The 26,985-nt window shown below is 41.6% G+C and carries 24 protein-coding genes; 8 read left to right on the top strand and 16 right to left on the bottom strand.

The features are described from left to right. Position 1: 1 nt before the first annotated feature. The 6 genes from rimM to hpt (QMG11_RS06430) all read right to left on the bottom strand — a co-directional run bounded on the left by rimM (position 2) and on the right by hpt (QMG11_RS06430) (position 3,056). Complete coding sequence (rimM, locus tag QMG11_RS06455; protein WP_281834455.1) at positions 2–517, bottom strand: ribosome maturation factor RimM; 516 nt, start codon at positions 515–517, stop codon at positions 2–4. Between the two features lie 17 nt (positions 518–534). After that, positions 535–774, bottom strand: coding sequence for a KH domain-containing protein (locus QMG11_RS06450; protein ID WP_281834454.1), 240 nt, complete (start codon positions 772–774; stop codon positions 535–537). A 67-nt stretch (positions 775–841) separates the two neighbouring features. Further along, complete coding sequence (locus tag QMG11_RS06445) at positions 842–1,081, bottom strand: DUF4911 domain-containing protein (RefSeq protein ID WP_281834452.1); 240 nt, start codon at positions 1,079–1,081, stop codon at positions 842–844. A 90-nt stretch (positions 1,082–1,171) separates the two neighbouring features. Next, positions 1,172–1,963: a 16S rRNA (adenine(1518)-N(6)/adenine(1519)-N(6))-dimethyltransferase RsmA gene (gene rsmA / locus QMG11_RS06440; RefSeq protein ID WP_281834450.1), complete on the bottom strand. Its 792-nt coding sequence runs from the start codon at positions 1,961–1,963 to the stop codon at positions 1,172–1,174. Positions 1,964–1,974: 11 nt separating this feature from the next. Next, positions 1,975–2,508, bottom strand: coding sequence for a hypoxanthine phosphoribosyltransferase (gene hpt, locus QMG11_RS06435; RefSeq protein WP_281834449.1), 534 nt, complete (start codon positions 2,506–2,508; stop codon positions 1,975–1,977). 26 nt (positions 2,509–2,534) lie between these two features. Beyond that, positions 2,535–3,056: a hypoxanthine phosphoribosyltransferase gene (gene hpt, locus QMG11_RS06430; protein ID WP_373877219.1), complete on the bottom strand. Its 522-nt coding sequence runs from the start codon at positions 3,054–3,056 to the stop codon at positions 2,535–2,537. A 178-nt stretch (positions 3,057–3,234) separates the two neighbouring features. On the opposite strand from hpt (QMG11_RS06430), the gene QMG11_RS06425 reads away from it, so the two are divergent. Genes QMG11_RS06425 through QMG11_RS06405 form a run of 5 tightly spaced genes read left to right on the top strand, consistent with a single transcriptional unit; the run spans position 3,235 to position 7,813 of the window. Next, the gene (locus tag QMG11_RS06425; RefSeq protein WP_281834445.1) at positions 3,235–3,942 is read left to right on the top strand and encodes a PASTA domain-containing protein; all 708 of its coding nucleotides are present in this window, start codon (positions 3,235–3,237) and stop codon (positions 3,940–3,942) included. 2 nt (positions 3,943–3,944) lie between these two features. Continuing rightward, positions 3,945–4,826 (top strand): ribosome small subunit-dependent GTPase A, encoded by an 882-nt coding sequence (gene rsgA, locus QMG11_RS06420; protein WP_281834443.1) that lies wholly within the window; start codon positions 3,945–3,947, stop codon positions 4,824–4,826. A 2-nt stretch (positions 4,827–4,828) separates the two neighbouring features. Then, the gene (gene rpe / locus QMG11_RS06415) at positions 4,829–5,458 is read left to right on the top strand and encodes a ribulose-phosphate 3-epimerase (RefSeq protein ID WP_281834441.1); all 630 of its coding nucleotides are present in this window, start codon (positions 4,829–4,831) and stop codon (positions 5,456–5,458) included. An 8-nt stretch (positions 5,459–5,466) separates the two neighbouring features. Continuing rightward, a complete protein-coding gene (locus tag QMG11_RS06410; RefSeq protein WP_281834440.1) occupies positions 5,467–6,135 on the top strand; it encodes a MarR family winged helix-turn-helix transcriptional regulator in 669 nt (222 codons plus the stop codon). 55 nt (positions 6,136–6,190) lie between these two features. Next, on the top strand, positions 6,191–7,813 hold the full coding sequence (locus QMG11_RS06405) for an Rqc2 family fibronectin-binding protein (protein WP_281834438.1): 1,623 nt from the start codon (positions 6,191–6,193) through the stop codon (positions 7,811–7,813). A 44-nt stretch (positions 7,814–7,857) separates the two neighbouring features. Here the strand turns inward: QMG11_RS06405 and QMG11_RS06400 are convergent, their stop codons facing one another. Then, positions 7,858–10,149 carry a patatin-like phospholipase family protein gene (locus QMG11_RS06400; RefSeq protein ID WP_281834437.1) on the bottom strand — a complete coding sequence of 764 codons (2,292 nt, stop codon included), beginning with the start codon at positions 10,147–10,149 and terminating at the stop codon, positions 7,858–7,860. An 11-nt stretch (positions 10,150–10,160) separates the two neighbouring features. Further along, positions 10,161–12,749, bottom strand: coding sequence for a CBS domain-containing protein (locus QMG11_RS06395; RefSeq protein ID WP_281834436.1), 2,589 nt, complete (start codon positions 12,747–12,749; stop codon positions 10,161–10,163). A gap of 216 nt (positions 12,750–12,965) precedes the next feature. Here QMG11_RS06395 and QMG11_RS06390 point away from each other — a divergent pair, with 216 nt between their 5' ends. Next, positions 12,966–14,189 carry a TraB/GumN family protein gene (locus QMG11_RS06390; RefSeq protein ID WP_281834434.1) on the top strand — a complete coding sequence of 408 codons (1,224 nt, stop codon included), beginning with the start codon at positions 12,966–12,968 and terminating at the stop codon, positions 14,187–14,189. A 50-nt stretch (positions 14,190–14,239) separates the two neighbouring features. Here QMG11_RS06390 and QMG11_RS06385 read toward each other — a convergent pair whose 3' ends face one another. After that, the gene (locus QMG11_RS06385; protein WP_281834432.1) at positions 14,240–14,923 is read right to left on the bottom strand and encodes an SIMPL domain-containing protein; all 684 of its coding nucleotides are present in this window, start codon (positions 14,921–14,923) and stop codon (positions 14,240–14,242) included. Positions 14,924–15,061: 138 nt separating this feature from the next. Continuing rightward, a complete protein-coding gene (locus tag QMG11_RS06380) occupies positions 15,062–16,336 on the bottom strand; it encodes a YihY/virulence factor BrkB family protein (RefSeq protein ID WP_281834430.1) in 1,275 nt (424 codons plus the stop codon). Between the two features lie 109 nt (positions 16,337–16,445). On the opposite strand from QMG11_RS06380, the gene QMG11_RS06375 reads away from it, so the two are divergent. Together QMG11_RS06375 and fabV are read left to right on the top strand one after the other, a co-directional pair. Next, entirely contained in the window at positions 16,446–17,300 is an 855-nt protein-coding gene (locus tag QMG11_RS06375; protein WP_281834428.1) for a DUF2156 domain-containing protein, read from the top strand. Between the two features lie 63 nt (positions 17,301–17,363). Continuing rightward, entirely contained in the window at positions 17,364–18,560 is a 1,197-nt protein-coding gene (gene fabV / locus QMG11_RS06370) for an enoyl-ACP reductase FabV (RefSeq protein ID WP_281834426.1), read from the top strand. Between the two features lie 86 nt (positions 18,561–18,646). On the opposite strand, the gene QMG11_RS06365 is transcribed toward fabV, so the two are convergent. The 6 genes from QMG11_RS06365 to QMG11_RS06340 form a co-directional block, all read right to left on the bottom strand. Further along, the gene (locus QMG11_RS06365) at positions 18,647–19,459 is read right to left on the bottom strand and encodes a tRNA 2-thiocytidine biosynthesis TtcA family protein (protein WP_281834425.1); all 813 of its coding nucleotides are present in this window, start codon (positions 19,457–19,459) and stop codon (positions 18,647–18,649) included. A 23-nt stretch (positions 19,460–19,482) separates the two neighbouring features. Beyond that, on the bottom strand, positions 19,483–22,596 hold the full coding sequence (locus tag QMG11_RS06360; RefSeq protein ID WP_281834424.1) for an Eco57I restriction-modification methylase domain-containing protein: 3,114 nt from the start codon (positions 22,594–22,596) through the stop codon (positions 19,483–19,485). 79 nt (positions 22,597–22,675) lie between these two features. After that, positions 22,676–23,314: a PP2C family protein-serine/threonine phosphatase gene (locus QMG11_RS06355; RefSeq protein WP_281834422.1), complete on the bottom strand. Its 639-nt coding sequence runs from the start codon at positions 23,312–23,314 to the stop codon at positions 22,676–22,678. Between the two features lie 88 nt (positions 23,315–23,402). Then, positions 23,403–24,401: a UDP-3-O-(3-hydroxymyristoyl)glucosamine N-acyltransferase gene (lpxD, locus tag QMG11_RS06350; RefSeq protein WP_281834420.1), complete on the bottom strand. Its 999-nt coding sequence runs from the start codon at positions 24,399–24,401 to the stop codon at positions 23,403–23,405. Positions 24,402–24,427: 26 nt separating this feature from the next. After that, positions 24,428–24,916, bottom strand: a complete 489-nt coding sequence (locus tag QMG11_RS06345) for an OmpH/Skp family outer membrane protein (RefSeq protein WP_281834419.1) — start codon at positions 24,914–24,916, stop codon at positions 24,428–24,430. A gap of 21 nt (positions 24,917–24,937) precedes the next feature. Further along, positions 24,938–26,974 carry a BamA/OMP85 family outer membrane protein gene (locus tag QMG11_RS06340; RefSeq protein ID WP_281834418.1) on the bottom strand — a complete coding sequence of 679 codons (2,037 nt, stop codon included), beginning with the start codon at positions 26,972–26,974 and terminating at the stop codon, positions 24,938–24,940. Between the last annotated feature and the right edge of the window lie 11 nt (positions 26,975–26,985).

Below are 26,985 nucleotides of genomic sequence, written 5' to 3'. Positions count from 1 at the left end.
TCTACCCCTTTTCTGGTAACATCCCATCGATAATCTCAGTTACTATCTTCTTCCCTGCAAAGTCTATCTCCTTAACAAACTCATCTACCACAGGGATCATTATCTCTGCTGCACCTTCATTTACCACATAGACATCGTGGGCTCCAGTTTCAAATACATCTGTGATCTTCCCCAGAACTCCATACTTATTGTCTACAACTTCCATCCCTATAATGTCACTTACAAGGTACTCGTCCTCCTCTATATTGATAAGCTCTCTCTTTATATAGACAAGGGCGTTGGCAAGAAGTGCCGCCTCGCTCTTAGTGTTTACCTCTTCAAACTCAAGGGTAATCTTATTTCCAGGAAGAGATTTAACCTCTGTTACAGTAACTACTCTCTTCTGTCCTGCTGGAGTCTCTATAATTACCTTATTCCCCTCTAAAAGCTTAGGGTCTTCTAGATATGATACTCCCTTCACTCCACCCTTCAGGTGATAAGTTCCAGATATTTTTACTACATTTAATAAATTTGACATTCTTTTTCCAGCCTTTCCTAATCTAAAAACTCAACGTTTACGTTTAGTTTATCCTTAACTCCTGCAGCCTGCATAACTCCTCTTATGGCATTTGCTGTAAGTCCGTTCTTTCCGATTACCTTTCCAAGCTCTCCCTCTGCTACACTTACCTTGAAGGTAACTGTTTCATCGATAAGCTCATAGGTGATTCTGATCTCCTCTTCAGTCTTTACCATCTGTGACACCACAAAGTGTAGTAGCTTTTCTAATCTTTCCATTTTACGTCGCTCCTCCCAAAAAGTTCTATATTTTTATCTTTAGGTCATCTACTCTGTCTTCCAGGAACTACAGCACGCCCTCCCAAGGACCTTCCTTGGTTATCTTTGCTGTTACACCTCTTGCATCTAGATCCTCTACAATGCCCCTTACAAGGTCTGCATAATCAGATGTGGAAATTATCTTAAGAAGGCCGTTTTTAGCGTCAAGGGTTCTTACAACTCCAACACCCTCATAGGCCTCTATTATCTTATTTATAAAATCAATGTGTTTTTTTTCGCTCTCAATAAAAAATTCATAACTGTGCATAAAGGCTTCTCCTCTTATGAGTTTTTAAAAATCAACAAGTGACCCGGAGGTCACTTGTCTTTTTATCCCTATAAAATAACCTTAGAAGTATTATCCTTCAAATACTTCTATAAGATCCATAAATTCGTCTATAGACAGTGTCTCAGCTCTTCTGGTAGGAGCTATTCCAGCTTCCTCCAGCTTACTCTTGGCAATATCCTTTGCTATTCCAAGGCTTGTCATGTTGTTGGCCAGGTTCTTTCTCTTGTTGAAGAAAGCCGCCTTTACATACTTAAAGAATACATCCTCGGATACCTTATCGATATAAGGGTTATCCTTTCTTATCTTTATAGACATAAATGCCGAATCGACCTTAGGTACTGGAGTAAAGGCCTCCTTAGGTATGGTAAAGAGATATTCCGCCTCTCCGAAATACTCCACAGCTAGGGTAAGGGTACTTCTCTCCCTACCGCTCTTGGCACAGACTCTCTCTGCCACCTCTTTTTGTACCATTATATAGATCTCATCTACATATTTTCTGTTTTCAATAAGCTTATTTATGATGGGAGATGTTATATAGTAAGGGATGTTTGCAACTACCTTTACCTTCTCTCCTATCTTTTCATCAAAATCCACCTCAAGTACATCGGACATCACAAGGTTAAACTTTGGATGACTCTCATACTTTCTTCTGAGGATCTTCTCAAGGTCTGTATCTATCTCGATACAAGTCACCTTTCTAGAAGCTTCCAGAAGAAGCTCTGTAAGGGCTCCCTCTCCAGGTCCTATCTCAAGTATTGCATCATCTGCTTCCACTCCAGATACTTCCATTATCTTTGCCAATACCTCTCCCTGGTCGGTAAGAAAGTTTTGACCAAACTTTTTTTTATGTTTAAAAGACATCTTCCCTCCTGTTACAGAAGAGTAACTCTACCGATATATGGTAGGTTTCTATAAAGTTCTGCATAATCTATTCCATATCCCACTACAAATTCATTTGGGATTTCAAATCCAACATAATCAACAGGTACATCTGCTTTTCTTCTGTATGGTTTATCTAAAAGGGTACATATCTTTACACTTGCTGCTCCCTTGTTCAACAGGAACTTTGTTACATACTCCAGTGTAAGTCCTGAATCGATGATATCCTCTACAATAAGAAGGTCCTTCCCCTCTACATCCTCATCTACATCCTTTAATATCTTAACTACTCCAGATGTTTCCATGCTGCTTCCGTAGCTCGATACACTCATGAAATCCATCTTCATAGGGTGGTTTATCTCACGGATCAGATCTCCCATAAATATAGCAGACCCCTTCAACAGTCCTATACAGATTACCTCATTGTCGCTCTTCTTAAGATCCTTTTCGATCTCATTAGCAAGCTCTACTACCTTGTTGTTGATTTCCTCCTTAGAGATCATCACATCAACTTTATGTTTTTTCATTACTCAACTCCTATTTCTGTTACTTCTTAGTTTTCTTCGTCTAATGGTCCCATGATAGCTACATAAGGGATATTTCTATACTCCTGCTTGTAGTCAAGACCATACCCTAGAACAAACTCGTCCTCTATATTAAATCCAATGTACTGAACCTTAACGTCAGCTTCTCTTCTAGCGTCCTTGTTAAGTAGTGTACATAGTGAGATGGATTTAGGGTCTCTGTTACCTAATATCTTCATTACCTTTTTAAGAGTAAGACCAGAATCGATGATATCCTCTACTACGATTACGTGTTTCCCCATGATGTTCTCATCAAGGTCCTTTACAATTTTAACCTCTCTAGAGCTTATGAAGTCGTCTCCATAACTAGACACACTCATAAAGTCCATCTTTAGTGGCAGCTCTATACTTCTACAAAGATCCGCCATGAAAAGGATAGAACCCTTCAGAAGACATATAACGATGATATCTTCCTCTTTATCCTTAAAATCTGCAGTAATCTGAGCACCTAACTCCTTTACTCTTACTGCAATCTGCTCCTCAGTATACATCTTTCTTGCAATACCTTTTTCCCAAGACTGTTTTGCCACGCTTAAATCCCTCCTAATTTAGGTAAAAAATGATTGCTTCCATTCTAACACTTACCTTACTAATTAGCAAGTATTTATTGCTATTTTAGCTCCTATATGCTATGATTTTCCTAAAGATTTTACACCTATGGAGGAGTTAATGAAGGGAATAAAATTTTATCTTTTTTCGGCCCTGATGGTCGTAGCTGTTATTTTTTTCTCAGCCAATATTTTTTTGAAATTTTACTTTAATCAGTTCCTATATGAGACCCCAAACCTTACGGGAAAGGGAGTAAGGGAAGCTGAGGTTCTTATAGATGAGGGCAGATTTAAGGTAGTGGAGATGGGTGAGGATTTTTCAGCTCTTCCCAAGGGAAAGATATACGCACAGCTGCCTAAGGCAGGGAGTGTTATAAAGAGGGGAAGAATTATAAAGGTTTGGACCAGTAAAGGTGAGGACAGGATAACCCTTCCCGACCTATCTAAGTTCACACTAGATGAAGCCAGAGCAGAGGTGGAAAAGCTTGGCCTGACAATTAAGAATATCTCATATACCAGCAAGAGCAATGTTCCCTTCCACCAGGTTATTGCAACTACACCCCAAAGGGGAAGTATGGTATATAGAAACCAGCAGGTATCCCTTCTTGTAAATACCAAGACTACAGGGGCAATGGTTAGGGTACCGGATATAATCGGAATGGATCTTGGAAGTGTTGAGAGAAGATTAAAGAGTCAAAAACTGTTACTTGGAAATGTCTCCTATATAGAGAACTACGACCTTCAGGGGGGAGTAGTTGTGGATATGAGTGTCCAGCCTGGGGAGAGTGTCCCTGAGGGTACCGTTATTGATGTTACTATTAATAGATAGAGGTGAGTTATATTAAAGGCGTTGTTACAACTAAAATTAAAGGGTTTTACTATGTGGCTTCAGAGGGAAAGACATATGAGTGCAGACTTCGTGGAGTATTAAAGAGAAGGGACAGAAAGGACAACTGTATCGTTGGGGATATCGTCGAATTTGGAGAGGACGGAGCTATTACAGCTGTACATGAACGTAGCAATATGATCAACAGACCTCTTGTTGCTAATATCGACTATCTTGTTATACAGTTTGCTGCTGTTGATCCTAAGCTTGACTATGAGAGACTAAACATACTTATGCTAAATGCTTACTACTACAACATAAAACCAGTTGTGGTTATAAATAAGGTAGACCTTATAAGCCCAGAGGAGTTAGAGGAGATCAAGGAGAAGCTTGAGTATCTCAAGGCCTTGGATATTGATTTATTCTTTATCTCCACCTATAATAATATAGGTATAGACAGAATTAAAGATTACATTAAGGATAAAATTACTGCCTTTGGTGGTCCTAGTGGAGTGGGGAAGTCCAGTATCTTAAACCTTCTTCAGGATAACATGGAGCTAGAGGTGGGAGAAACAAGTAAGAAACTCAAGAGGGGTAAACACACTACAAAGGGAACTACACTTCTGCCGCTAGATAACGGCGGATTTGTAATCGACACTCCGGGATTCTCTTCCATAGAGCATCCTCCAGTGGAAGATGTAAGAAGATTAATCTCGCTCTTCCCTGAATTTGAAGTGGAAGGTTCCTGTAAATTTGCAGACTGTATTCACATCAATGAACCAGCGTGCAGAGTAAAGGAAGCTGTGGAAAGAAATGAGATTTCAAGAGACAGGTATGAATTTTTCCTTAGATGTTACGAAAAATATAAACTAGAGAGGTGGAATTAATTATGATCAAGGTAGCTCCGTCTATCCTATCGGCAGATTTTAGTAAACTAGGAGAGGAAGTTGCAGCTATAACCAAAGCTGGAGCGGACATGGTACACATCGATGTAATGGATGGAATCTTTGTACCTAATATTACCTTTGGACCTGCTGTCATTAAATCAATCAGAGATAAAACAGATCTTTGTTTCGACGTTCACTTAATGATAGACAGTCCAGAAAGATATATCCAAAACTTTGTAGATGCAGGAGCAGACCTTATCACTGTGCATGCAGAGGCGACTACTCACCTGCACAGAACTATCCAGGCTATAAAAGCAGCAGGAGTTAAAGCAGCAGTATCTCTAAATCCTGCAACTCCAGTGGAAGCTCTAAAGTACGTTATCGATGAGCTGGACATGGTGCTTCTTATGTCTGTAAACCCTGGATTCGGGGGACAGAAGTTTATACCATCTACCCTTAAGAAGATCAGGGAAGTAAAGGAACTTAGATCTGATATCGACATTCAGATCGACGGTGGTATCACTCATGAAACTATTGGAGAGTGTATCGAAGCTGGAGCAAATATCTTTGTTGCAGGATCATACGTATTCTCTGGAGATTATGAGGAAAGAATTAAAAATCTTAAAAAGTAGGTGAAACTATGGTTCTAAACAGAATGAATGAGGTTATAGAGGATTTCTATAAGCTTTTTTATGAGACTGAAGACCTTGCACTTAAGCAGGGGATTAAATGCCTTACTCATACAGAACTTCACGTAATTGAAGCAATAGATACAGACTCTCTTACTATGAATGAGTTGTCTGAAAGGCTGGGAATTACTATGGGAACTGCTACAGTGGCAGTGACTAAGCTGGCTGAAAAGGGATTTATCCTGAGAGAGAGATCGGATCTTGACAGAAGAAAGGTATTTGTTTCCCTTTCAAAGAAGGGGAATGAAGCTCTTGGGTACCACAACAACTATCACAACATGATAATCTCAAGTATTACCAAGAGTATCGATCCCAAGGATATGGAAACCTTCCTAAATGTGTTTGAGGCTATCCTAAAAAACCTTAGAAATAAGATCGAGTACTTCAAGCCGGATTCTATTACAGAGTTTCCTAAAAACTCCATCGTTAACATCGTGGAGATCAAGGGTACTCCTATTATCAAGGATTTCTTCAAGGGGAAGGGAATCGATGTATACTCTACCCTCAAGATCACTAAGAACAACCTGAGAGTTGTTACAGTTGAGTTAGAGGACGGTTCAACATTTGAAATAAACAGCTTAGATGCAAAAAATTTAATAGCTGTTAAAAAAGAAGTTTAATCTAGATAACTTACCTAATCAGGTAAGTTATTTTTTTACAAGAAAGGAGAGCGCCATGCTATACTTAGACGGAATATCCATAGGAAAACTCAAGGAGGAGCTCAAGGCTGAGGTAGAGGGAAAGAAGGTTGGGAGGGTCTATCAATACAGTAAGCTGTCCCTTGCAATCTTCTTTGGCAGGAAAAATCTTTATTTTTCAGCAAATGCAAACCTCCCTGTATGCTATATAAAAACTGAGAAGGAGGAGTCATTAGACACTCCCATGAACTTCTCGTTAAATTTAAGAAAGAACTTAATCGGGGCTACCCTTATAGATATAGATCAACTGGGATTTGACAGGATCCTGGTATTCAAATTCAGAAAGCTAAATGAACTTGGGGAGCTAAAGATCTTTAAGCTTTACTTTGAGATTATGGGGAAGCACAGCAACATCATCCTTACAGATGAAGGGGATCAGATCTTGGACCTCATGAAGAAGTTTTCCATAGAGGAAAATAAACTGAGACCCCTACTTCCAGGGGTAAAGTATGAACAGCCAATCCTAGATAAAAAGATAAATCCCCTTGAGGTAGGACCGGAGCAGGTGAAAGAGTTTCTCTCTCTTCCCAAAGGAGTAATGAAAAATATTGAAGGGGTAGGTAGATACACGGCTAACACCATTAAATCCCACGAGGACCTGATCTCCATATTAAGGAGTAAACCTAAGCCCAGAGTGTATTTTGATGGAAGAAAGGTTGTTCTTGGAAGTGTCTTCAACCTTGAGGGTATCAAATCAGACAGGGTAGTAGAGTATCCTAATATCAATGAGATGATAAACTCCTATATAGCTCTTACTAGATCCTCTGAAAAGTTTTCAAACCTCCTCTCCAGGTTGACCTCCGAGGTAGACAAGGGGATAAAGAGAAACAAGAAGACTCTTAAGGTCCTAGAGAGGGATATAGCTAAAAATGAAAAGTATGATAGCGCCAAGGAAGCTGGTGATATCCTGGCTGCCAATCTCTTTGCTATAAAGAAGGGGATGGATAGGGCGGTTCTCTTTGATTTTTACAACAACTGTGAAAGAACAATCAACCTGGACAGCGAAAGATCTCCCAAAGAGAATCTGGACAGATACTACAATAAGTATGCCAAGCTCAAGAGGGGATATGAGTTCAACCTCAAGAGGTGGGATGAGGTAGAGGAGGAGATAAAGTACCTGGAAGGTGTTAAGGGATTCCTTGAAGGAAGCAGCCAGTTGGATGAGCTGGAGTCCATAGAGGAGGAGCTAATCCAGGGGAAGTACATCAAGGAAGCTGTAAGTAAGAAGAAAAAGAAGAAGGTTAAGCCCAACAAGTATGGGACTCTTAACTACAATGGTTATGAGATCCTCTATGGGAGAACCAACCTTGAAAATGACAACCTTACCAATAAGATTGCTGCAAGGGATGACATGTGGCTTCACGCCAAAGATGTTCCTGGGGGACATGTTATCATCAGAAACCTGGGAGACTTCTCAGAGGACCTTATCTTAAAGGGAGCTGAGATAGCTGCCTACCTATCTAAAGCTACACCGGGAGAGAAGCTTACCATCGACTATACTCTGAAAAAGAACCTGAAGAAACCCAAGGGATCTAAACCTGGATTTGTTATCTATCACGTTTTCCAGAGTATTGTTGTAGCTAAACCTGAAAGTATATAAAAGATCCGGCTGATAAACAGCCGGATCTTTCCTTTTAATATTCCTTAGAATATATATCCCATATTAAACTGTGTTAGTAGTTCACTGTTATCGGTATCCTGCATCAGGGTTAGCTCCAGAGGCCCCAGGGGACTGTCGACTCCTATTGTCATACCATAGCCCTGCTCCTTGTCATCCCACATCTCATTTGTGTTGGTTGTCTGTATAGGAGCACCTGAGTAGGTGGCCATATTCCACTTAAATATCAGGTAGAGGTTGGAATATACCCTGTACTGAACTCCCAGCTGCCCCATGAGAAACTCATCAGCCAGCTTCCTCTGAGAGTTATACCCATAGAAGGAAAACTCCTTGTTCCTTACATCATTTCTTACTCCACCAATCTTAAAGTATTCATTTGGAAGGATATCCTCTCCCTTTACACTTCCTCCGCCAATGGCAGACATAAGGGTCAGCCTCTCTGTAAGAGGATAGTAGCCCTCAAGTACATAGGATGGTCCGTAGAAATCTACATTTTCAGTTCCCATGGTTCCACCCCACAGGTATTCGAAATCACTCTTTACCCCCTTGGTAGGATAATCTGTTTTATTCAGGCTATCCAGGGTAAGAGAGAAGAAGAGGCTTCCATAGGTCTCATCGTACTCCAGCTTTCTATAGATATCCCTTCCTACATCCTGAGTAAGTTCACTAAACTTCTGGGAGTATCCATAGGCTATAAATATTCGATCGTTGATTTGAGTAGCAACTGAAGCTCTAGCTTCTATGCTCTGGGTTGTAAGCTCACTCTTCTTCTTGTTGTTTTCATAGATGAAGAGGGGTCTCTCATCGTAGGAAAGATTAAAGAGAAGGCCTATCTTATTATCCAGACCATAGTACATAAAGTGGTTGGCATTCAGGTTGAGGTAGTCTCCAAAACTTACTCCAAAGGTGCTCCTGCTTCCTGCAAATCCTATATTCTGAATATCTGTGTTAAGGGCAATTGTTGTACCATACTCACTGTCATAGTTAAATCCAAGTCTGAGGTAGTTACTAGGCCTCTCCACAACCTCTATATAGAGAGCTCCATCCCTCACCTCATAGTAGACCTTATCGATATAGCTGAGGGCATAGAGGTCCAGTATAAGACTTTCAAGGTCATCGGTAGTTACTGTAGCCGGCAGCTCCTTTCCTAGCTTGGCCTCCACTATCCTTTCATCTATATTCCTGTTCCCCTTGAGGAAGATATCTGTCACATACATCTCATTCTGCACGACCTTTTCCCTTCTCTCGATTGGATGCTGTCTTATCCTTTCACCTGACTTCAACTCTATTTCATCCAGGATCTTACCTGCTTCCCTTTCTCCCTGAGCGATTATATCCTTAGCCTTATCAAAATCCGTAGTTTTATAACTGGATATATCCGGCTCTATGAGGATATCTGCCATCTTCCTCTGAGCAGGGGTGGAGGTACTGCTCTGGATGGCCATAAGCTGATCCAGTACAGTAAGGATATTATACTCATCTCTTCCACTGAGCTCTACCCCTACATCCACTGCTATTACTATATCCGCTCCCATCTTTACTATATCCTCCACTGGAAGGTTTCTGGCAACCATCCCGTCCACATAGTAACGTTCACGAATCTGTACCGGCTCCAACAGTGTGGGAATAGCTATACTTGCATTTACAACCTTGGCCAGATCTCCCTCTGTAAAGGTTGTGGCAGCACCGCTGTCAAGATCGGTAGCCACTATCCTAAGGGGAATGGGAAGGCTGCTAAAATCAACGGTCTCAGACCCGCTTCCCAGGATCTCCTTGAGTTTCAAATACATCCTCTGTCCCTGCTTTACCCCCTTGGGAAAGTAGAGATTGAACTCATTGTCATATGCCACTGAAGCTGAGTATCTCTCACTGGCTATCCTCTCCTCCAGAGGGATATCCCTTCTGTCTGGAATATCCTTAAGAAGTTCATCCCAGTTTATAGATCCTATTACATCCTCTATCTCATCTGGAGTGTATCCCACTGAATACATAGCTCCCACTATGGCTCCCATACTAGTTCCCGTTATATAGTCCACAGGGATTCCACGCTTTTCCAGCTCCTTTAATACTCCTATGTGGGCAAAGCCCTTGGCTCCACCACCACTAAGTACCAGACCTATCTTAGGTCTCTCCCCCATTCTTTCCCTCTCTATTCTTCTCTTCTTGGAAAGCTCCAGTCTCTTTATCCTGTGCTCTATCCTCTCTATCTCATTTTGGAGTCTCTCTATCTCCGTATCCTCATAGTAAGTTTTTTCCACAGAGTAACCCACTCCGCCTATCACCACCAAAAGGATGAGTATCACCAGTTTCTTCAGCATCATCTACTCCTCTAATTTTTTCTAAACTTTTCCTCCAATATCTCCAGTAGTTCCTCCCTCCCACTTCCGGGATTATCAAGTTGAAAGTAGAATACATCCTTCAAGATATCCTTAAAGTGATCTCCAGGCGCTTCCCCCATCTCTATGAGGTCCCTTCCTCCTACCATACACTCTGCATCTCTTAGGGTATATACATATTTTTCAATATTCTCTTTCAGCTCCCTATTTCCCTCCAGGTAAAGAAGAACTATTATTTCATTGGTTACCTCTTTTAATATATCATAAATTCTGGAATTTTTCCTGGCAATACTCAGTTCCTCCAGAATTTTTTTTCTCTTGGTGCTTCCCAGGTGATACTTCTTCCTGAAGCTTCCAGAAAAACCAAACTTATTGAAGACCAAGTCCAGCTCATCACTGTTAAGGTTTTCCAATACTACCAGGAAGTTTACCATCCACTTCTCCAGCCCAAGGGTATCCAGAAGCTTCTTTGAGTCTGCTGTTTTCTCTATCTGGCTTTTCATCCTGCTACTGTAACTTATTTTGGGATGTATAGTTTTCAGGATGCCATACTTTTCCAGGTACTCCAGTGCTCTGTGGGGTCTCCTGTCTCCCAGTATTATCTTAAGCTCCGTTTTTACCCTCGGCCAGGAAACCCTCTTTAAAAACCCATTTTCTATGGAGTCCTGAAGAAGCCTCTCAGTCTCCTCAGCTATATCAAAGCCATACCTGCTGGCAAACCTAAAGGCCCTGATTATCCTGGTGGGATCCTCTATAAAGCTCAGGTTGTGAAGGATTCTTATCTTCTTATCCCTTATATCCCTGTAGCCATTGAAGTAGTCCACAAGGTCTCCAAACCTGTTGTTGTCCACCTCTAGGGCCAAGGAGTTTATTGTAAAATCCCTCCTGAACATGTCCTCCCTCAGGCTTCCATATTCCACAGTGGGAAGGGAGGTGGGATACTCATAGTACTCAACCCTTGATGTGGCCACATCAATCTTCAGCTCATCGTCCACTACAACAACTGCTGTCTTAAACTTCTCATGGCTTACTACCTTCCTTCCACCCAGGGTCTCGCAGAGACTCTTGGCAAACTCTATTCCATTTCCCTCTACAACTATATCGATATCCTCATTTTTTATTCCGAGGATGATATCTCTAACTATGCCTCCTACAAGGTAAGCCTTCACTCCCTCTCTGGCTGCAGTTTCCCTTATGCTCTCCAGAATTTTCCTCAGTCCGGCCCCGATTCCATCGATTATCCCCTCCCTTAGAATCCTAGCTTCTTCCTTTAGACCCCTGTCCACTCTTTTTCTCTGGGCAAAGAGGTGTCTCAGAACATCTGCCCTTGTAACTATCCCCATAAGATTTCCATTCTTAAGTATAGGAACCCTTCCAATTTCATTTTCCACAAGCTTTCTCTTTATCTCCTCCAGGGATTCCTCCTCAGATGCCCATACAATATTGGTGGCCATATAAACCCTTACTGGGGCATTGGCAAATCCGTGACCTATGGCCCTGTCCACATCCCTTCTGGAGATGATGCCGCACAGTCTTCCCCCATCCACTATGGGAAGTCCCGTATAACCAAACTTCTCCATAAGTTTATGAGCATCCTTTAGCTTAGTATCCCTTTCAATAGTCTTTACAGGAGTGGACATTATATCCCTAGCAAGCTTCCCCCTCTTTATATTCTTAAGGATGAGCCCCCTTACATCCTCATAGAGTTTGTCAAAGGGAGTGTTCCTTGCTATAACCGAGGAAGCATTCCAGTGTCCTCCCCCCTGGAAACCTTCAAGGATCTCATCCAGTCGCACTCCCATACTTGAACTTCTCCCAATTATATTGGCCTTCTCGTCGTTTCCACAGATTATAAAGCAGGCACTGCACTCCTCCAGCTCCTTAATCTTATTTATCAGTTCATCTACTCCCCCTATAAACTCCTCGGAGTAGTATCTTGTAAGGAATATCCTCTCCACTGAAAACTCCAGGATCTCCCCTGCCTCTATGAGCTTTAGGAAGGTCTCCTTCTGATCCTCTCGAATACCCTTAGTGGTATACTCATGAACCACCTTAATATCCCCACCAAGACTCAGGAGATAACCAGCTGTCTCTAGGTCTATAGGCTTGGTATTGGAGTAGGTAAAGTTCCCTGTATCCTCATATATCCCCATAAGTCCTGCATTTAGCTCATAGGTCTCAAAGGTCAGCTTATCTCCATATACCTCCTTCAGTATCTCCACCATGTGGCTTGTATTGGATCCATACTCCTTTCTTATAATAGGGGCATCTATATCCTCAGGCGCCTCTGGATGGTGGTCGTAGACCTTTACACTGCCAATCCTGTCCACCACCTCTCCGAACCTGCCAATCCTGTTTTTCTTGGAGGTATCCACCACTATAAGCTCCTCTATCTGATCAAAATCAATATCCTTTACCTTCTCTATATTTAAAAAGTCCTGATACAGGGTTATAAATTTTTTCACATTGATGCTGATATTTCCCGGAAAAACCATAACTGCATCTGGATAGAGCTTCTTGGCCATTACCATGGAGGATAGAGCATCTAAATCTGCGTATATATGAGTTGTTATTATCTTCATCCTTACCTCCCAGTTTTTTCCATATCATATCTTTTTTAAGGTTAAAAGTCCACTATAGTAGTATACCTGCCCTGTAAACTTTATCTTTTTTTAATATAAAAATAATTAACCAACTGTATCCTTAGAGTAAATGTGGTTGGGTTTCTATTTTTTAAGTAACAAAATATCAAAAAAAGTGTATAATATACATAATATCTTTACAGGGAGGTGTCTGCCTTGAAGAAATCAATCTCGCTACTGGTCATGGCTGCCGTTCTTACAGCTTGCTCCAGTGCTCAAAAAAATAAAAATGTAAATAAAAATCTTAAGAACAGTTCCTCTAGAATAAGTATGAACTACAGTCAGGAGGACTACAGTGGATTCAGCAGCGACCTTAAGGACAACAGGGTCTTTTTAGCGGGGGAACTCCACGGAATACAGGAAAACTATACCCTTAGACTTAATCTGCTAATGTACCTCAATGAAAATGCGGGAGTTAACTACTACCTTGCTGAGATGGGATACAGCAGCAGCTACTTTATAAATAAATACCTTGAAACTGGAGAGGAAAAGTATCTCTATGTTGTGGCCAATTCAATTATAGGTTCCTACGATTACTCCCAGGATGACGTAAACTTTTGGAAGGACCTCTACAAGTACAACCAGGGTCTTCCTAAGGAGAAAAGGATAAAGGTTGTAGGCCTAGATATCGAGCACCAGTTCTGGCTAGCCGTTATGCAATTAAACGATATCGTTGAGGATGTAAACCTCGGCGGAGAGATGGAGACTATTTTAGGTAAGCTTGAATACTACTCTGCTGCCATGTGTCCATCTATAGCTGACAGTAGGGATATCCTTCAAAATGTTAAAAATATTCAAACTAAAAATGTACTGGAAGTGGTTGCAGACCTAAGAGAGGACTACAACGCCAACCCAGAAAAGTACAGAGAGGTCCTCCCAGAGGAGGATTTTCAGGACTTTGTATTCGTTTTAAATAATATTACCGATACTGAAAGAATCTATACCAACAGAAGAAACAAGGAGTACTTCAACAAGGAGAGGGAGAAGGCTATCTATAAAAACTTCCTCAGAACCCACGAGATGTACTCCGATGGAAAGTTCTTCGGACAGTGGGGAAGCTTCCATGTACTTCAGAAGAGCGACAACCACGAGGAGAGGTTTGCCCAATACCTCAATGGAGATGACTCACCAGTTAAGGATGAAGTTATCAGTATTAAGTATATCTACGACAACAAGTATCACAGAAGAACAAACAGAAAGATCCTCAGTGCATTTAAGCAGTATGGTGACTCTAAGTTCACCCTCTACAGACTGGATACACAGGAACATGGAGCAGATATATGTCCTCTCAACGACCACGGTATAGAGGATGTCAGCGAGTTTTTCCAATATGGAATTCTTATTAGAGACCCGCAAAAGGTCACTCCTATGTCCAGTTAGTATAAAAGAGCCGCTTCCTAAGAGGAAGCGGCTCCTTTTTATATTATTTTTTATTTAACCATTTTAAATACAGCTGATACGCTGGCATCTACATTTACTTCCAGAGGGGCATACACTGGAGTATTCTTACTTCTGGCCATATCTGCAGCCATATAGACCTCTGGTCTCGGCATATATCCTCCCTCGCTTACTGAGAGAAGTTCAACTTTTTTTCCCTCTAGCTTAGCCAGGTGTTCAGCCTTCCCCCTGGCATCTAGGTAGGCCTTCTCCAGTGCTTCAAGCTTCATCTCTCTGGCTTTGGAGGTTGTATAGTTTACTCCCTGAATGGTATTTACCCCATTTCTTTCTAATATAGTGATTACCTCTCCTACCTTTTCCACATCGTTCAGGGTAAGTCTAAACTGGTTTCTCACAGTATAAACCTTCTCCCTCTTCTCTGCTTTTTGTCTATAGTCGTAGTTGTGGGAGATATTGTAGTTGGATGTATATATATCCTTTCTGGCTACTCCGCTTCTCAGAAGAGCATCCACAGCTTTCCTTGCTGCCTGGTCGTTGGCTTTCTTAAGGGGAGCCAGCTCCTTTCCGGTATTCTCTACTCCAAAGGAGATTACAGCCCTGTCGGGAGCAACCTCTACCCTTCCCATACCATTTACCGTTATCCTTGTTACTTGTTCCTCTGCCATCGCTGTAAAACATACCAGTGTAAATAACACTGCCAATATAACTTTCTTCATTTCTTCCTCCTCTTTTTATAGTTTATCTTTTTATAAATGGTAGAATGAATGAACTTGTCGTGATATGAATTTTCTACGGAAAATTACTAATAATTCATTCAATAACTATAATTTCTTCCCTTCCCCACTCTTCCAATTTTACAGGTCTTTTATGAGGGTATTCCACTCCTTACCTCTGTAGCTTTGGTTAAACCTTTCCATGGTTCCCTCCAGTTCCTCTCCCCCTATCTTTCTACTATGTCCATAGGTCTCTATTATCTCTATAAACTTCCCCAGTGTAAAGGTGTTTATATTTTTATTTATCTTAAAGAGCCTCTCCTCGGAAGGTGTTGACACCTCTAGTATTATATCTACATCCAGCAAAGCTTCCACAAGCTGTCCTACCTCACCCATGGAAATAGAGAGCCTGTGGCCCAGCTCCTCTATGTTAAGGGGTGGCTTCTCCATCCTGTAGTTCTGTGTGAGAATATAGACTATGGCAAATAGTGCCTCCCTCTTAGACCTTATACACATCCTTGCTTCCCCTATGGTATATCCAAACTTATATGAGTTCTGAATGATGAAGGAGAGGTGGGCTCCAAGGATTATGATAAACCATATGGCCTTCTGCCATATTATAAATATAGGAACTACTGAGAAACTACCATATATCTTGTTGTAGTTCAAGAGAAAAACCTGGGATCTCAGAAGGATAAGCTGGATAAGGTTATACAGTACTGCTGTAAATACTCCCGCTATAAATGCATTGATCAGTTTCACCTTGGTGTTGGGAATTATGAGGTAGATCAGGGTGAAAAAGAATACCATAAGGATGTAGGGAGTAAGCTTTATAACAAGAGAAACTACCCCCTCCCTCTCTAAAAAATATATCTGCATAGTGGCTATGAGACCATTTGACAGGAGCATTACCATGGGAAAGAGAAAAACTATTGAAAAGTAATCTGTAAACTTTCTTACAAAGACCCTTCCCCTCTTTACTCCCCATATCTCATTGAAGGACCTCTCCACAAGGGAAAATATTTTTATTACAGACCATCCTAAAAACAGCAGACCTGCACCGGCCATGATCCCACCCTTGGCACTGTCCAAAAGCTTATCTGAAAAGGTCAGCAGCTTCTCCAGAGCAGCTGGCTGAAGGGGAGAGTTCTTGAGGATCTCCTCCTTTATTATGGCATCTGCCCCAAGGCCCTTTGCTATACTGAAGGCTATTGCCAGTAGGGGAACTATAGACAATAGGGAATAGAAACTCAGGGAGGATGCCCAGAGGTTGGATTTGGTTTTCCTGTAATTTTCAAGGGCAAAGAACCCCATCCTCACTATCCTTACTATCTTTGTTTTATTGGTATTATACTCATAAAAACTCTTATCTATAAGCTGGTTATAAAGGGTTCTCCCCTTTTCTCTGATACCCATACTATCACCTCAACTACATATACTGAAAATTAAATTTAAAACCTTTTGTTATTTTAAAGGAGAAGGTCAACTTTTCAGTAGATACTTTAGTAGGAGATAAGGAGGACATATGGAATGGAAAAAAATTGAACTAGAAGATCTTAAAAAGATTAAAAGGACCATAGGAAGGAAGTTCCAGACTGGAGACCTTAGCAGCATCAACCTCTATATGTGGAGAAAGGCTAAAAAGTTGGAGTACTTTATGGATGAGGAGGTTCTCCTTATCAGAGGTATAGAGGGAGATACCCCCTTTATCTATCCCCCAATCTCAGATAACTGTAGGAGGTTAAGGGAGGAGGTCCTCAAGCATATAGAAAGGGGATATATTATAAGAGCTGTTCCAGAGGAGATCTATGAGATCCTTCGGGATATCGTTCCCCTAAGAGAGGAGAGGGAGCGCTTCGACTACATCTATGAAGTGGATAAACTCATATCTCTCAAGGGAAGAAAGTACCATAAGAAGAGAAATCACCTGAATAAGTTTATAAGATCCTATGACTTTACCTATGAAAAGATAGATGAGACCAATATCCACGAGGTCATTGATTTTCAGAAAAACTGGTGTGAGGATAAGGAGTGCCACCTGGATAAGGGACTTTCCTGGGAGATGGATGGGATTATAGAATTACTTAAAAACTATCATGAACTGGATGCTGTAGGAGGCCTCCTGAGGATTGACGGAAGAGTTGCTGCCTTTACCATAGGGGAGGAACTCTCACCTGACACAGTCCTTATCCATATTGAAAAGGGAGATATCCTCTATGACGGAATCTACCAGGGGATGAATAAATTCTTCCTGGAAAATGAATTCAGTTCATACTCCTATGTCAACCGTGAGGAGGATCTTGGACAGGATAACTTAAGGAGGGCCAAGGAATCATATCACCCCTGCACCCTCCTTACCAAGTACAGGTCCGCCCCATAAAGATTGAAAAGTTAAAGATATAGTGATAAAATAGTAGGGAATAACTAAAATGGAGGAAATAAGATGGTAATAAAACCTAGAATAAAAGGAAGCCTTGCACTAAATGCTCATCCAGTTGGATGTAAGAAAGCTGTGGAAGATCAGATAGAATACGTTAAGTCAAGTACAAGCTATAATGGCGCTAAAAAGGTACTTATCCTAGGGGCTTCCTCTGGATATGGTTTAGCTTCAAGAATCTCCCTTGCTTTTGGAGGAAGCAAAGCTGATACCATAGGAGTATCCTTTGAGAAGGAGGGAAATGGCAGAAAACCTGGAAGTGCCGGATGGTACAACAATATCTGGTTCAAGGAAGCTGCGGAAAAGGAAGGGTTAGTTGCCAAGAACTTTATAGGAGATGCCTTCTCCCACGAGATGAGAGATGAGGTTATTAAATATATTAAGGAGGAGTTTGGAGGAGAGATCGACCTTCTGGTATACTCCCTTGCATCTGGTGTAAGAAAGGATCCAGACACTGGTGAGGTATACAGATCACAGCTGAGACCTAAGGGGGTATCTATTACAGGACCTACCTTCAATGTTGAAAAGGAAAGCATCGAGGAGCTTACCCTTGATCCAGCAACCCCTGAAGATGAAGCCAATACAATAAAGGTAATGGGAGGAGAGGACTGGAACCTTTGGGTTGACGCCCTTACTGAAGCCAATGTAGTTTCTAAGGGATTTCAGACTCTTGCATACTCATATATTGGTGCAGAGATAACAAGAAGGATCTACAGAGAGGGGACAATAGGTGGAGCCAAGGAACACCTTGAGAACACAGCTTTAGATCTCAACAAAAAACTTAAGGATAGTATTGGTGGAAGTGCCCATGTGGCAGTAAAGAGAGCCATTGTTACAAAGGCCAGTGCATTCATCCCTATCTTCCCACTCTATGCCACAGTACTATTCAAGGTAATGGAGGAAAAGGGAATCGAGGAAAATGCCATTGCTCATACCCACAGGCTATTTACAGATATGATCTTCGGAGATAAGATGGAGATGGATGATAAGGGAAGGATCAGACCAGATTCATGGGAGATGAGAGAGGACGTTCAGAGAGAGGTTATGGAGATCTATAAGGATATAACTGTAGATAACTTTAAGGAGTTAACGGACTTTGCCAGATATAAGAGAGACTTCATGCAGCTCAACGGATTTGAGATAGATGGAGTGGACTATGAAGCTGATGTAGATTTAGAGGCTATGGCTAAGCTTAGACCGTAGATAGTAATAGATATCAAAAGAGGGCGACCCTAGGTTGCCCTCTTTTATTGTTCCCTTACTTTTATAGTATCTCAAGCCTAATACTCTTAGTAATTATCTAAAAAACTGGCAACTCTTTCTCCCTCATAGTAGGAGATTACCTTCTCCAGATTTACATTGGTTGAGGACTTGTATATCCTCCACTTAAATTCACTGTCTAGGGTACTTAAGTTTTTCAAGATCTCCTTCACCTCAGCTCTCTTGGATGGACTTATCTTTCCAGAGGTCACTGCACATCCACAGTTCATAGCCTCTATCCCGCTCTCCTGAGTATAGGTTATAATATCCCTCTCCTCGATAAAGTACATAGGTCTTATTACCTCCACCCCCTGGAAGTTCTGAGCCTTTAATTTAGGCATCATCGTCTGATACTTCCCCGTATAGAGGATACTCATCATAATAGTTTCAACTACATCATCGAAGTGGTGCCCAAGGGCCATCTTGTTGCAGCCCAGTTCCACAGCCTTGCTGTAGAGAGCTCCCCTTCTCATACGGGCACAGATATAGCAGGGAGAATCCTCTGCTATTAGATTTGATACCTCAAATACATCTGTATCAAAGATATGCGCCTCTATCCCCAAGCCCTCCAGGTTCTCCATCATATTTTCAAGGTTTACACTGCTAAATCCTGGATTCATAGAGATAAACTCTACCTCAAAATCATAGCTCCTGTTTCTCTGAAGCATCTGAAGAAGCTTTGCCATTAGGAGACTGTCCTTTCCTCCAGAGATTGCCACAGCTATCCTATCCCCAGGCTCTATTAACTTAAACTCCTTTATACCCCTTATAAACTTATTCCATAGCTCCTTTTTATAGGTCTTTTTAATACTTTTTTCTATTTCCTTTACACTCTTCTTCACACTTCATTCCTTTCAAAGAGGCACTACTTAGCCTCTAATTTTCCCCGATAAAACTTATATATCTCATCCCTCTCATCTTTATCGAGAGCATATAGTTCACAGACCATCTCGTCCAGCCTGTCCTCTAAACCTCTGCTTTCCACACCCTGAGATCTCCTCTCTATAATCTCATCCACTATATCTATAAATGCTTTTTGAGCATTGAAGTCTATTACCTTTACAGGAAGTTCTTCAAGGGGAGTGGCATAGAGCTCAAGAAGCTCTCCCTTTCTCTTTCCCCTCTTATAGAGCCAGATATAGTAGAGCTTGGAGTTTAGCAATGCCAGTATATACTTCAGACTGAGTCTGCCCTCGGTTTTTTTTGTAATGTAGTATACATCAGCACTTGCAAACCACTCCCTATCGGTGTAGGCAAATACATTTTCCCTACTTCTCTGGGGAGCAACTATCTTTTCTCCGGTAAATATCTCCCTCTCCCTTGGCCAGTGAAGGGAGTACCAGGGAAGTCTTCCCTGTCTGGCTTCCCTCTTGTTCTCCAGTATTTTCTTATACCTCAGAAGGTGCTTTGAGATATTGGGAAGATCCTCCAACTTATCGTCCTTGGTTATATATAGGAGCTCTCTGTCTGAAGTCTCTTCACACCTATACCTCTTAATGTGGGAGTTCTTATAGAACATAGTTAGATGCTTCCTCTCCTTTTCGTTGAGGGAGAGTCTCTCTGTCTCAATTTTGTCCAGGGAGTATATTCCCTCACCCTTTTCACCATCTATGCCAAATTTTTCAATGTGTCTTCTTGTTAGCCTATCCGCTCCAGATACAAGTCCCTGATTGATATTTACTTCCTCCTTGAGAGGAATTCCCTGGGCCAACACCTTTTCAAGGATCTCGGAGATCTTATTCTTCTCCAGTCTTATATAGCTCTTTTCTCCCCTGTAAAACTCGTTCTGTTTCAGGCTTGAATAGCTTCCCTCATTATATTTTCTGGCAAGGTAGCTACTCATCTCCATAGCTGTGAGTTCACCCTTGGTGTTGCAGAGGGAAGTTTTTCCTACCCTGTTATTATCTTTGGATTTTTCCAGGATACTTATTATATTATGCTGCCCCTTGGCTCTGCTGAAGATACTGACTTCATTGAAGTCTATCATCTGAAGGATGGTACTTCTGCACCTTATATCCTCCCTAAGCTTCACAGCTCCGTCAGCAGTAATATAGTAGTTGGTTGTTATATAGGCAAGGGTTCCCCTCTCCTTTAGTATATCCAGACCCAGGTGAAAGAAGAAGTAGAATAGATCTCCCTTCCCCCTGTAGAACTTCTCTCCCAGGGGAGTTTTTATAATCTCTCTGAAGATCTCCTTGTTTCCCTTTTCCCCTACATAGGGAGGGTTACCGATTACAATATCAAAGCCCTTATTCTTCATGAAGATCTCTGAAAATTGATCCTCCCACCTCATGGTAATGGAGTTACCAGCTACCAGGTTTTTTTCTGCTCTCAGCAGTTTTTTGTAGTCATACTCGGGGGCATCGGACATGAGAGACATCCAAAACCTAAGTTTAGATGACTCAACTGCAAGCTCCTCTATATCAACTCCATAGAGGTTATTCTCCACTATCTCCCCCTTAAGAAGAAAGTTTTCATCCATGGGAGGAGCCACCCTTTGGTGACCCATTTCCAGCTGATCATATACACTTACATATCTTCCCACTACCTCTCTTATCTTAAGCAGCTCCCCTAACATTCCCAGGAGGAAGGCTCCGGAACCAGTTGACGGCTCTACTACCTTGATATCCTTAAGGGCTGCTTCTATATGGTGGATCCTTCTATATATCCCCTCTGGAATATGAAGGTTCTCGCTCCTTCCCCCTCTTTTCACTATCCCCTTGTCCTCATCCCAGTAGAATTCAGAGAGGAAGATAAAGTTTTTTATATCCTCCTCCTTTAACTTTTCTATCTTTTTGTAGAGGTAGTTTACAAGGGTGGCCTTGCACATAAAGTGAACTATCTTTCTTGGAGTATAGTAGGTTCCCTTGGACCTCCTATAATCTGTGTCCAGAAGGTTTTCAAAGACCTTCCCGATCATCTCTGGATCCACTACCATATCTCCCAAGTGGGGCTCATTTTCCATAAGGCTGAAGTAGTACCTTTCAAAGAGCTCCAGCATCCCCCTTCCATCGTTGTAAAATACCCTATCCTCTACCTTGATTGAGTGCTTCTCCCAGTCTACCCCTAGATAGGGTTTAAAGATGTCTATGTTAAAGTAGGGAACCCTGCACTCAAACTCCTCCATGTAGTTTTCTTCTCCACGCCAGGTATTAAAACCTTTATGAAATAGAGGCTCCAGATAATCACCATAGAAGTTCTTCCCATCCCTGCTACATGTAGAGTAGAGCTTCTCTATAAAGTAATGATCCCCATCCTCTATAGATTTCTCCTTAGGTGCCCCCAGCCATCCCTTCTTTTCTATGAAGTAGAGAACTATCATCTGAGTGGCAACCCTCTTAGCCACCACATCTGCAAGCTCACCTACATCTCTCTTCTTATCCAGGGCTATCCTGAGAATCTCCTCACTTTCCTTGAGATCCTCCCTCAAACTATAGAATACCTCACTGAAACACTTGAAGAACTCATCTAGCATCTTCTCCTGGTCAAAGACCAGGGATATTCCCCTGAGGCCCTTCTTTTTAGGCTTTTCCAGAAAAAGACCTATCATATCTATAGCTGCTCTATTTCTCTTACCGCAACCCATTATATGGGAGGTCATCCTTATTGGAATTGTTTCCCCGCTGCTAAAAGCTTCATCCAACTTCACAAGAGACAGCCTCCATATCTCTTCATCGGGAGCGTAGAAAGCTGCAAGAACCCTCCTATACCTTTTCCGGTACTTCCTCTTCAGGAGGCTCCCCAAATAATTTCTCTGTACCCTACTTCTCCTAAAGAAATCCTTTAAACCCCTGCACTCTATCTGAAACAAACCTATTACTTCATCATCTTGAACCAGTTCACCAACCAGCTCATTCTGTCCTGCGTTTTCAAATAACTCTCCGCCTAAAACCTTCTCTAAAAATTCACGGTAGCTCTCCTCTTCAAAGGGCATCTCTACCAGTTGAGCTATCAATTCCAACTTCTGCTTCTTTCTCATATCTACCACCCTCAAAAAATACAGTTAATACTGTACTATTTGACTTATTTTTCTGCCTTCCTCTAAAACTATCCTCTCACTATAAGATCTTTAAGAGATAATCCCCTTCAAGCTCTTCATAGTTGGAAGTGCTAAAGGTATCCCAAATTTTTTCATCTCCGTCCTTCAGAGCTTTCTCTCCTGATAAAAGGAGAAGCCTCTCTTCCTCTGTAAAGTAGTACTCCCCTGTATTAACCTGTACCCTGCTGCTCCTACCAAGAAGCTTGGTGGGCATCCTTCCAAGGGCACTCTCCCTGAGCTTATCCTCATCCATAAGGCCACTCTTTAGGAGCTGCCACCCCTGGGTATCATCCTCGGTAATTTGAATTATCTCATTCTCTCTTAGAATATATGCCCTAGAGACCCCAATATGAACTAGAGCTATATATTTTTCCAGTTGATGAAATGCTATCAGAGAAACTTCCTCTCCCTGGGAGTGGAGCTCGGTATTTACTTCCTCCAATATCCTTCTTATCTCTCCCTTGGCATCCTCTTCTCCTATACTCAAAAGCCTTTCAGCCAGGAGTGCTTTTATCCTATCCCTTATCTTTTCGGTGCTTCCCTCCAAAAATATCCCTGTTTTCAAGTCCTGGGAGATATAGCTTCCCCCATCCTTCCCAATATAGACACTTGCTTTCCTAGACCTTTCTCTCTTAAAGATCCCACTTAAAAATCCCATGGTCCAACCTCCTAAACCTCTGTCGTTGCCGACTCTCTCCTGTAAAAGATAGTCAAAAAGCTTCCCTCATATGAAGGAAGCCCTCTATCTACTTTACTAGTTTTTCCAGTTGCTTTACTCTCTTTAACAACTCAGGAAGCTTCTTTAAAGATGCTCTTATCTTCATATCTTCCTTTACTGGTACCAGTGGAAGTCCTGAAAGGATCTGGTTATCAGCTACATTACCCTGAATTCCAGACTTGGCTCCAACAATTACGTTGCTTCCTATCTTTATGTGACCAGCTACTCCTACCTGTCCTGCAAGAGTGGTATTATCTCCCACCTCAGTACTTCCAGCTATTCCTACCTGAGAGATTATAATACAGTTTTCACCAATGATATCATTGTGAGCTATCTGTACTAAGTTATCTACCTTAGTATAGCTCTTGATAACTGTATCCCCTATTGCTCCCCTGTCTATGGTAGTATTTGCTCCTATCTCTACCTCATCCCCAAGGACTACTCTTCCTATCTGGTCTATCTTGGTATTCTTACCCCCTACCTTAGTATAACCAAATCCATCGGAACCTATTACCGCTCCAGGCTGAACCATACACCTCTTTCCAAATACACAGAACTCTCTTATAACTGCATTGGAGTAGATTACAGATCCCTCTCCAATCTTTACTCCCTCGTGAATGGTAACATTTGGATGGATCACTACATTATCTCCAAGTTCTACATCGTGACCTATATAAGCATTTGGTGCAATGGAAACATTGGCACCTATCTTAGCGCTATCCTCTCTCATCTTTTCCATAGGTTTAACAGGTCTTTTAAAGAAGGCCAGAAGCTTTGGCATAAGCTCCCTAGGATTGCTCTCTACTACTATATATGTCTTTCCCTCTGGAAGGTTTGGAAGAGGTGGTACTACCACTGTTTCAGCTGCAGTCTCTCCCAGCTTCTTTAAAAATTTCTCATCTGCTGCAAATGTTAACTCATCCCTCTTAGCTTGAAAAAAGGGAGCCAGGCCAGCAACTTCTGACCTTGAATCTCCCTTTATTTCTCCACCAAGAAGGTTAGCTAATTCCTTTAAGTTATAATTCATTAGTCTGACCCTCCTGTTCTATTTAATTATAGATCTATTTTTTTTGTGCTTTCCATCATCTTGATTACATCTTGAGTGATGTCTGTTCCACCGAACTTAACTGCTCCAGCTTCTAATACATAGTCATACTTGTTCTTCTTAGCAATAGACTGTACAGATGCATCGATAGTAGTTCTTATAGACTCAAAGCTCTGATACTCCTTCTGGCTTAACTGCTTCTGAGCACCCTTTACAAACTGGTCAAGAGCCTGTGCCTGTTTGTTGTAAGATGTCTTTTCAGCCTCGGTAACCTTAGCTCCCTTTCCTTGAAGCTCTATTCCAAGCTTCTGAAGCTCAACTTCCTTACTTCTTATGTCGTTTTCCAGCTTCTCTTTTTCCTTTACAAGTTCCTGCTGAACCTTTTTAGTTCCTGAGTACTTTGCAAACACCTCCTGAGTGTTTACTACTCCTATCTTTACAGCGAATGCCGATACAGACATAGTCGCTGCTAAAGCTAATACTGCTAATTTCTTCATTCTTGTTCCCCCTATCTTCTATTAGAATGTATGTCCCATATTAAAGTAGAACTCCATTCCAGAACTATCTGAATCTCCTACAGGCCATCCAAAGTCAAATCTAAGTGGACCTAGAGGTGTATTCAGTCTGAATCCGAATCCAGCTCCTACTCCCATATCATCTGGGAAGCTCTCTTCATCTCTTCCTGTATCTTTATACTTAGGATCTCTACCATTTTGGTTCCAAGCTCTTCCTGCATCTACAAATAGAGTAATACCAAATATATCATTTAGCTGAGTTCTATTCTCAATAGTTGCAGTAAACTTCTCTGTACCTCTATAGTAACTTCCGTCATATCCTCTTAGGGTGCTTCCTCCACCAACTCTGAATCTCTGGGATTCCTTTGTACTGTCGGACATTATTCCTCCAACAGCTCTGTAGGCAAAGGTATTGTCCTTCCATAAACCTCTGTGGTACTTTCTTGCTTCCAGGGTGATGTTTCCAAATACATCTGAATCATATCCTCCAGCATATCCACCCTCTACCTGGAACTTCACGTACTCTCCTTCAGTTGGATTCCAGAAGTGGTTTCTGTTGTCATATGTCAGTGATGGATAGATACTGAATATTCCGTAGTCATCGGTCTTGTTTCCATCTTCATCTTCCTCTTCCACATACTCTACCTTAGTACCAATACTGAAACGCAGGTTTCTTGTAAGTCCCTTACCTACATTAAACTTAGCACCATAGGTATTTACATCATAGAAAAGGAAACTGTCATCATCTTCATACTGGGATTTATAGATACTCCATCCCCATGAGATTCTGTCTGTATCCTTGATCCAAGGATCTTGGAAGTCTATGGAGAATCTACTGTAATCTGAATCAGATCTTTCATAGGTTACTCCCAGTTCCTGTCCTCTTCCCTTCCAGTTAGTATCCTTTATTGAGATACTTCCCAGTAGACCTACCTCTGAACCATATGAGATAGCTCCCTGAAGGGATGCTGTTCTCTCCTCATCAAAGAGAAGAACTACTATCTTACCATCGGGATCTCCAGGTATATCCTTATACTCTGGCTTTACACTCTTAAAGTGTCCCAGTCTCATAAGAGCTCTCGATGAACTCTGGAAGTCGTTGAGGTTGTACACCTCACCCTCCTTGATGTCCAGCTCTCTTCTTACTACATACTCCTTAGTTTTTAGGATATTGTCAGTAGGTCTTCTTCTGGCACCCTTTTGCTTGGTTACCATCTTCCTAAGCTGAATATCCCTTACTACACCCTCACTTAGAGAAAATTCCAACTCATAGTTATCATTCATCCCGATATCTGTAAACTCAGTCAGAATATAACCATTCTCATGGTACTTGGCAAGGATTCTATCCTTGTCCTCTCTTAAGGTGTTGATGTTATAGATCTCACCTGGCACTGTCTTTATCTCTTCCATGAGTTCCTCATTGGAATAAACAGTATTCCCGTGGATCTTTACACCTGTAATTACAGGGTTTTCCATAAGAGTATATCTTACAAGTACTCCGTCTCCATACCTGTAAACCTCTGGATTTACATCTCTAAAGAATCCGGTATTAAGGATATTTTTCTGTCCCTCCAATACCTTAGTTCTAGAGAAGTAAGCTCCTACTTGTACAGGGATCTCCTTCATAATATCTTCCCTTGAGACGTAACGGTTTCCGAATATCTCAATGGCGCTAACTATAAGGGACTTATCCACTGTCTCTCTTTCAGAAAGAGGGATTATGCCTTTAGCTTCTAAGAGCTCCTTGACATTCTTTGCTTCCTTCACTTCAACATTCAGCTTTATCCCACCGCTGTAAAGCCTCGGATAGATGACAACATCATCTATATACTCAAGGTTCTTTACACGCTTGTAGTCCTCTACCATTGTTTCAGTGGAGTAGCCCTCTCCTACCTTGGACTCTAACACAGATTTGATGACTTCCACAGGAACTTCCCTGTTTTTAGTCACCTCGATTTCCTTTACTTCATACACCGCTTCCGATCCAAAAGCGACTAATGACAGTAGGAATGCAAGTACTACTAACAACTGCTTTCTCATTTTTCCCCCTA

Source organism: Propionigenium maris DSM 9537 (genome assembly GCF_027925155.1).
GTDB lineage: Bacteria > Fusobacteriota > Fusobacteriia > Fusobacteriales > Fusobacteriaceae > Propionigenium > Propionigenium maris.
This window is presented reverse-complemented; position numbering and strand designations above follow the sequence as displayed.

What these genes read in the sequence shown, in the direction of transcription:
- hpt (WP_281834449.1), bottom strand. Translation starts at nt 2,508, where the DNA reads ATGAAAAAACATAAAGTTGATGTGATGATCTCTAAGGAGGAAATCAAC.
- fabV (WP_281834426.1), top strand. Translation starts at nt 17,364, where the DNA reads ATGGTAATAAAACCTAGAATAAAAGGAAGCCTTGCACTAAATGCTCAT.
- QMG11_RS06385 (WP_281834432.1), bottom strand. Translation starts at nt 14,923, where the DNA reads ATGAAGAAAGTTATATTGGCAGTGTTATTTACACTGGTATGTTTTACA.
- QMG11_RS06400 (WP_281834437.1), bottom strand. Translation starts at nt 10,149, where the DNA reads ATGCTGAAGAAACTGGTGATACTCATCCTTTTGGTGGTGATAGGCGGA.
- rpe (WP_281834441.1), top strand. Translation starts at nt 4,829, where the DNA reads ATGATCAAGGTAGCTCCGTCTATCCTATCGGCAGATTTTAGTAAACTA.
- QMG11_RS06345 (WP_281834419.1), bottom strand. Translation starts at nt 24,916, where the DNA reads ATGAAGAAATTAGCAGTATTAGCTTTAGCAGCGACTATGTCTGTATCG.
- rimM (WP_281834455.1), bottom strand. Translation starts at nt 517, where the DNA reads ATGTCAAATTTATTAAATGTAGTAAAAATATCTGGAACTTATCACCTG.
- QMG11_RS06380 (WP_281834430.1), bottom strand. Translation starts at nt 16,336, where the DNA reads ATGGGTATCAGAGAAAAGGGGAGAACCCTTTATAACCAGCTTATAGAT.
- QMG11_RS06410 (WP_281834440.1), top strand. Translation starts at nt 5,467, where the DNA reads ATGGTTCTAAACAGAATGAATGAGGTTATAGAGGATTTCTATAAGCTT.
- QMG11_RS06360 (WP_281834424.1), bottom strand. Translation starts at nt 22,596, where the DNA reads ATGAGAAAGAAGCAGAAGTTGGAATTGATAGCTCAACTGGTAGAGATG.
- QMG11_RS06395 (WP_281834436.1), bottom strand. Translation starts at nt 12,749, where the DNA reads ATGAAGATAATAACAACTCATATATACGCAGATTTAGATGCTCTATCC.
- QMG11_RS06340 (WP_281834418.1), bottom strand. Translation starts at nt 26,974, where the DNA reads ATGAGAAAGCAGTTGTTAGTAGTACTTGCATTCCTACTGTCATTAGTC.
- rsmA (WP_281834450.1), bottom strand. Translation starts at nt 1,963, where the DNA reads ATGTCTTTTAAACATAAAAAAAAGTTTGGTCAAAACTTTCTTACCGAC.
- QMG11_RS06375 (WP_281834428.1), top strand. Translation starts at nt 16,446, where the DNA reads ATGGAATGGAAAAAAATTGAACTAGAAGATCTTAAAAAGATTAAAAGG.
- QMG11_RS06450 (WP_281834454.1), bottom strand. Translation starts at nt 774, where the DNA reads ATGGAAAGATTAGAAAAGCTACTACACTTTGTGGTGTCACAGATGGTA.
- QMG11_RS06425 (WP_281834445.1), top strand. Translation starts at nt 3,235, where the DNA reads ATGAAGGGAATAAAATTTTATCTTTTTTCGGCCCTGATGGTCGTAGCT.
- hpt (WP_373877219.1), bottom strand. Translation starts at nt 3,056, where the DNA reads ATGTATACTGAGGAGCAGATTGCAGTAAGAGTAAAGGAGTTAGGTGCT.
- QMG11_RS06355 (WP_281834422.1), bottom strand. Translation starts at nt 23,314, where the DNA reads ATGGGATTTTTAAGTGGGATCTTTAAGAGAGAAAGGTCTAGGAAAGCA.
- lpxD (WP_281834420.1), bottom strand. Translation starts at nt 24,401, where the DNA reads ATGAATTATAACTTAAAGGAATTAGCTAACCTTCTTGGTGGAGAAATA.
- QMG11_RS06405 (WP_281834438.1), top strand. Translation starts at nt 6,191, where the DNA reads ATGCTATACTTAGACGGAATATCCATAGGAAAACTCAAGGAGGAGCTC.
- QMG11_RS06445 (WP_281834452.1), bottom strand. Translation starts at nt 1,081, where the DNA reads ATGCACAGTTATGAATTTTTTATTGAGAGCGAAAAAAAACACATTGAT.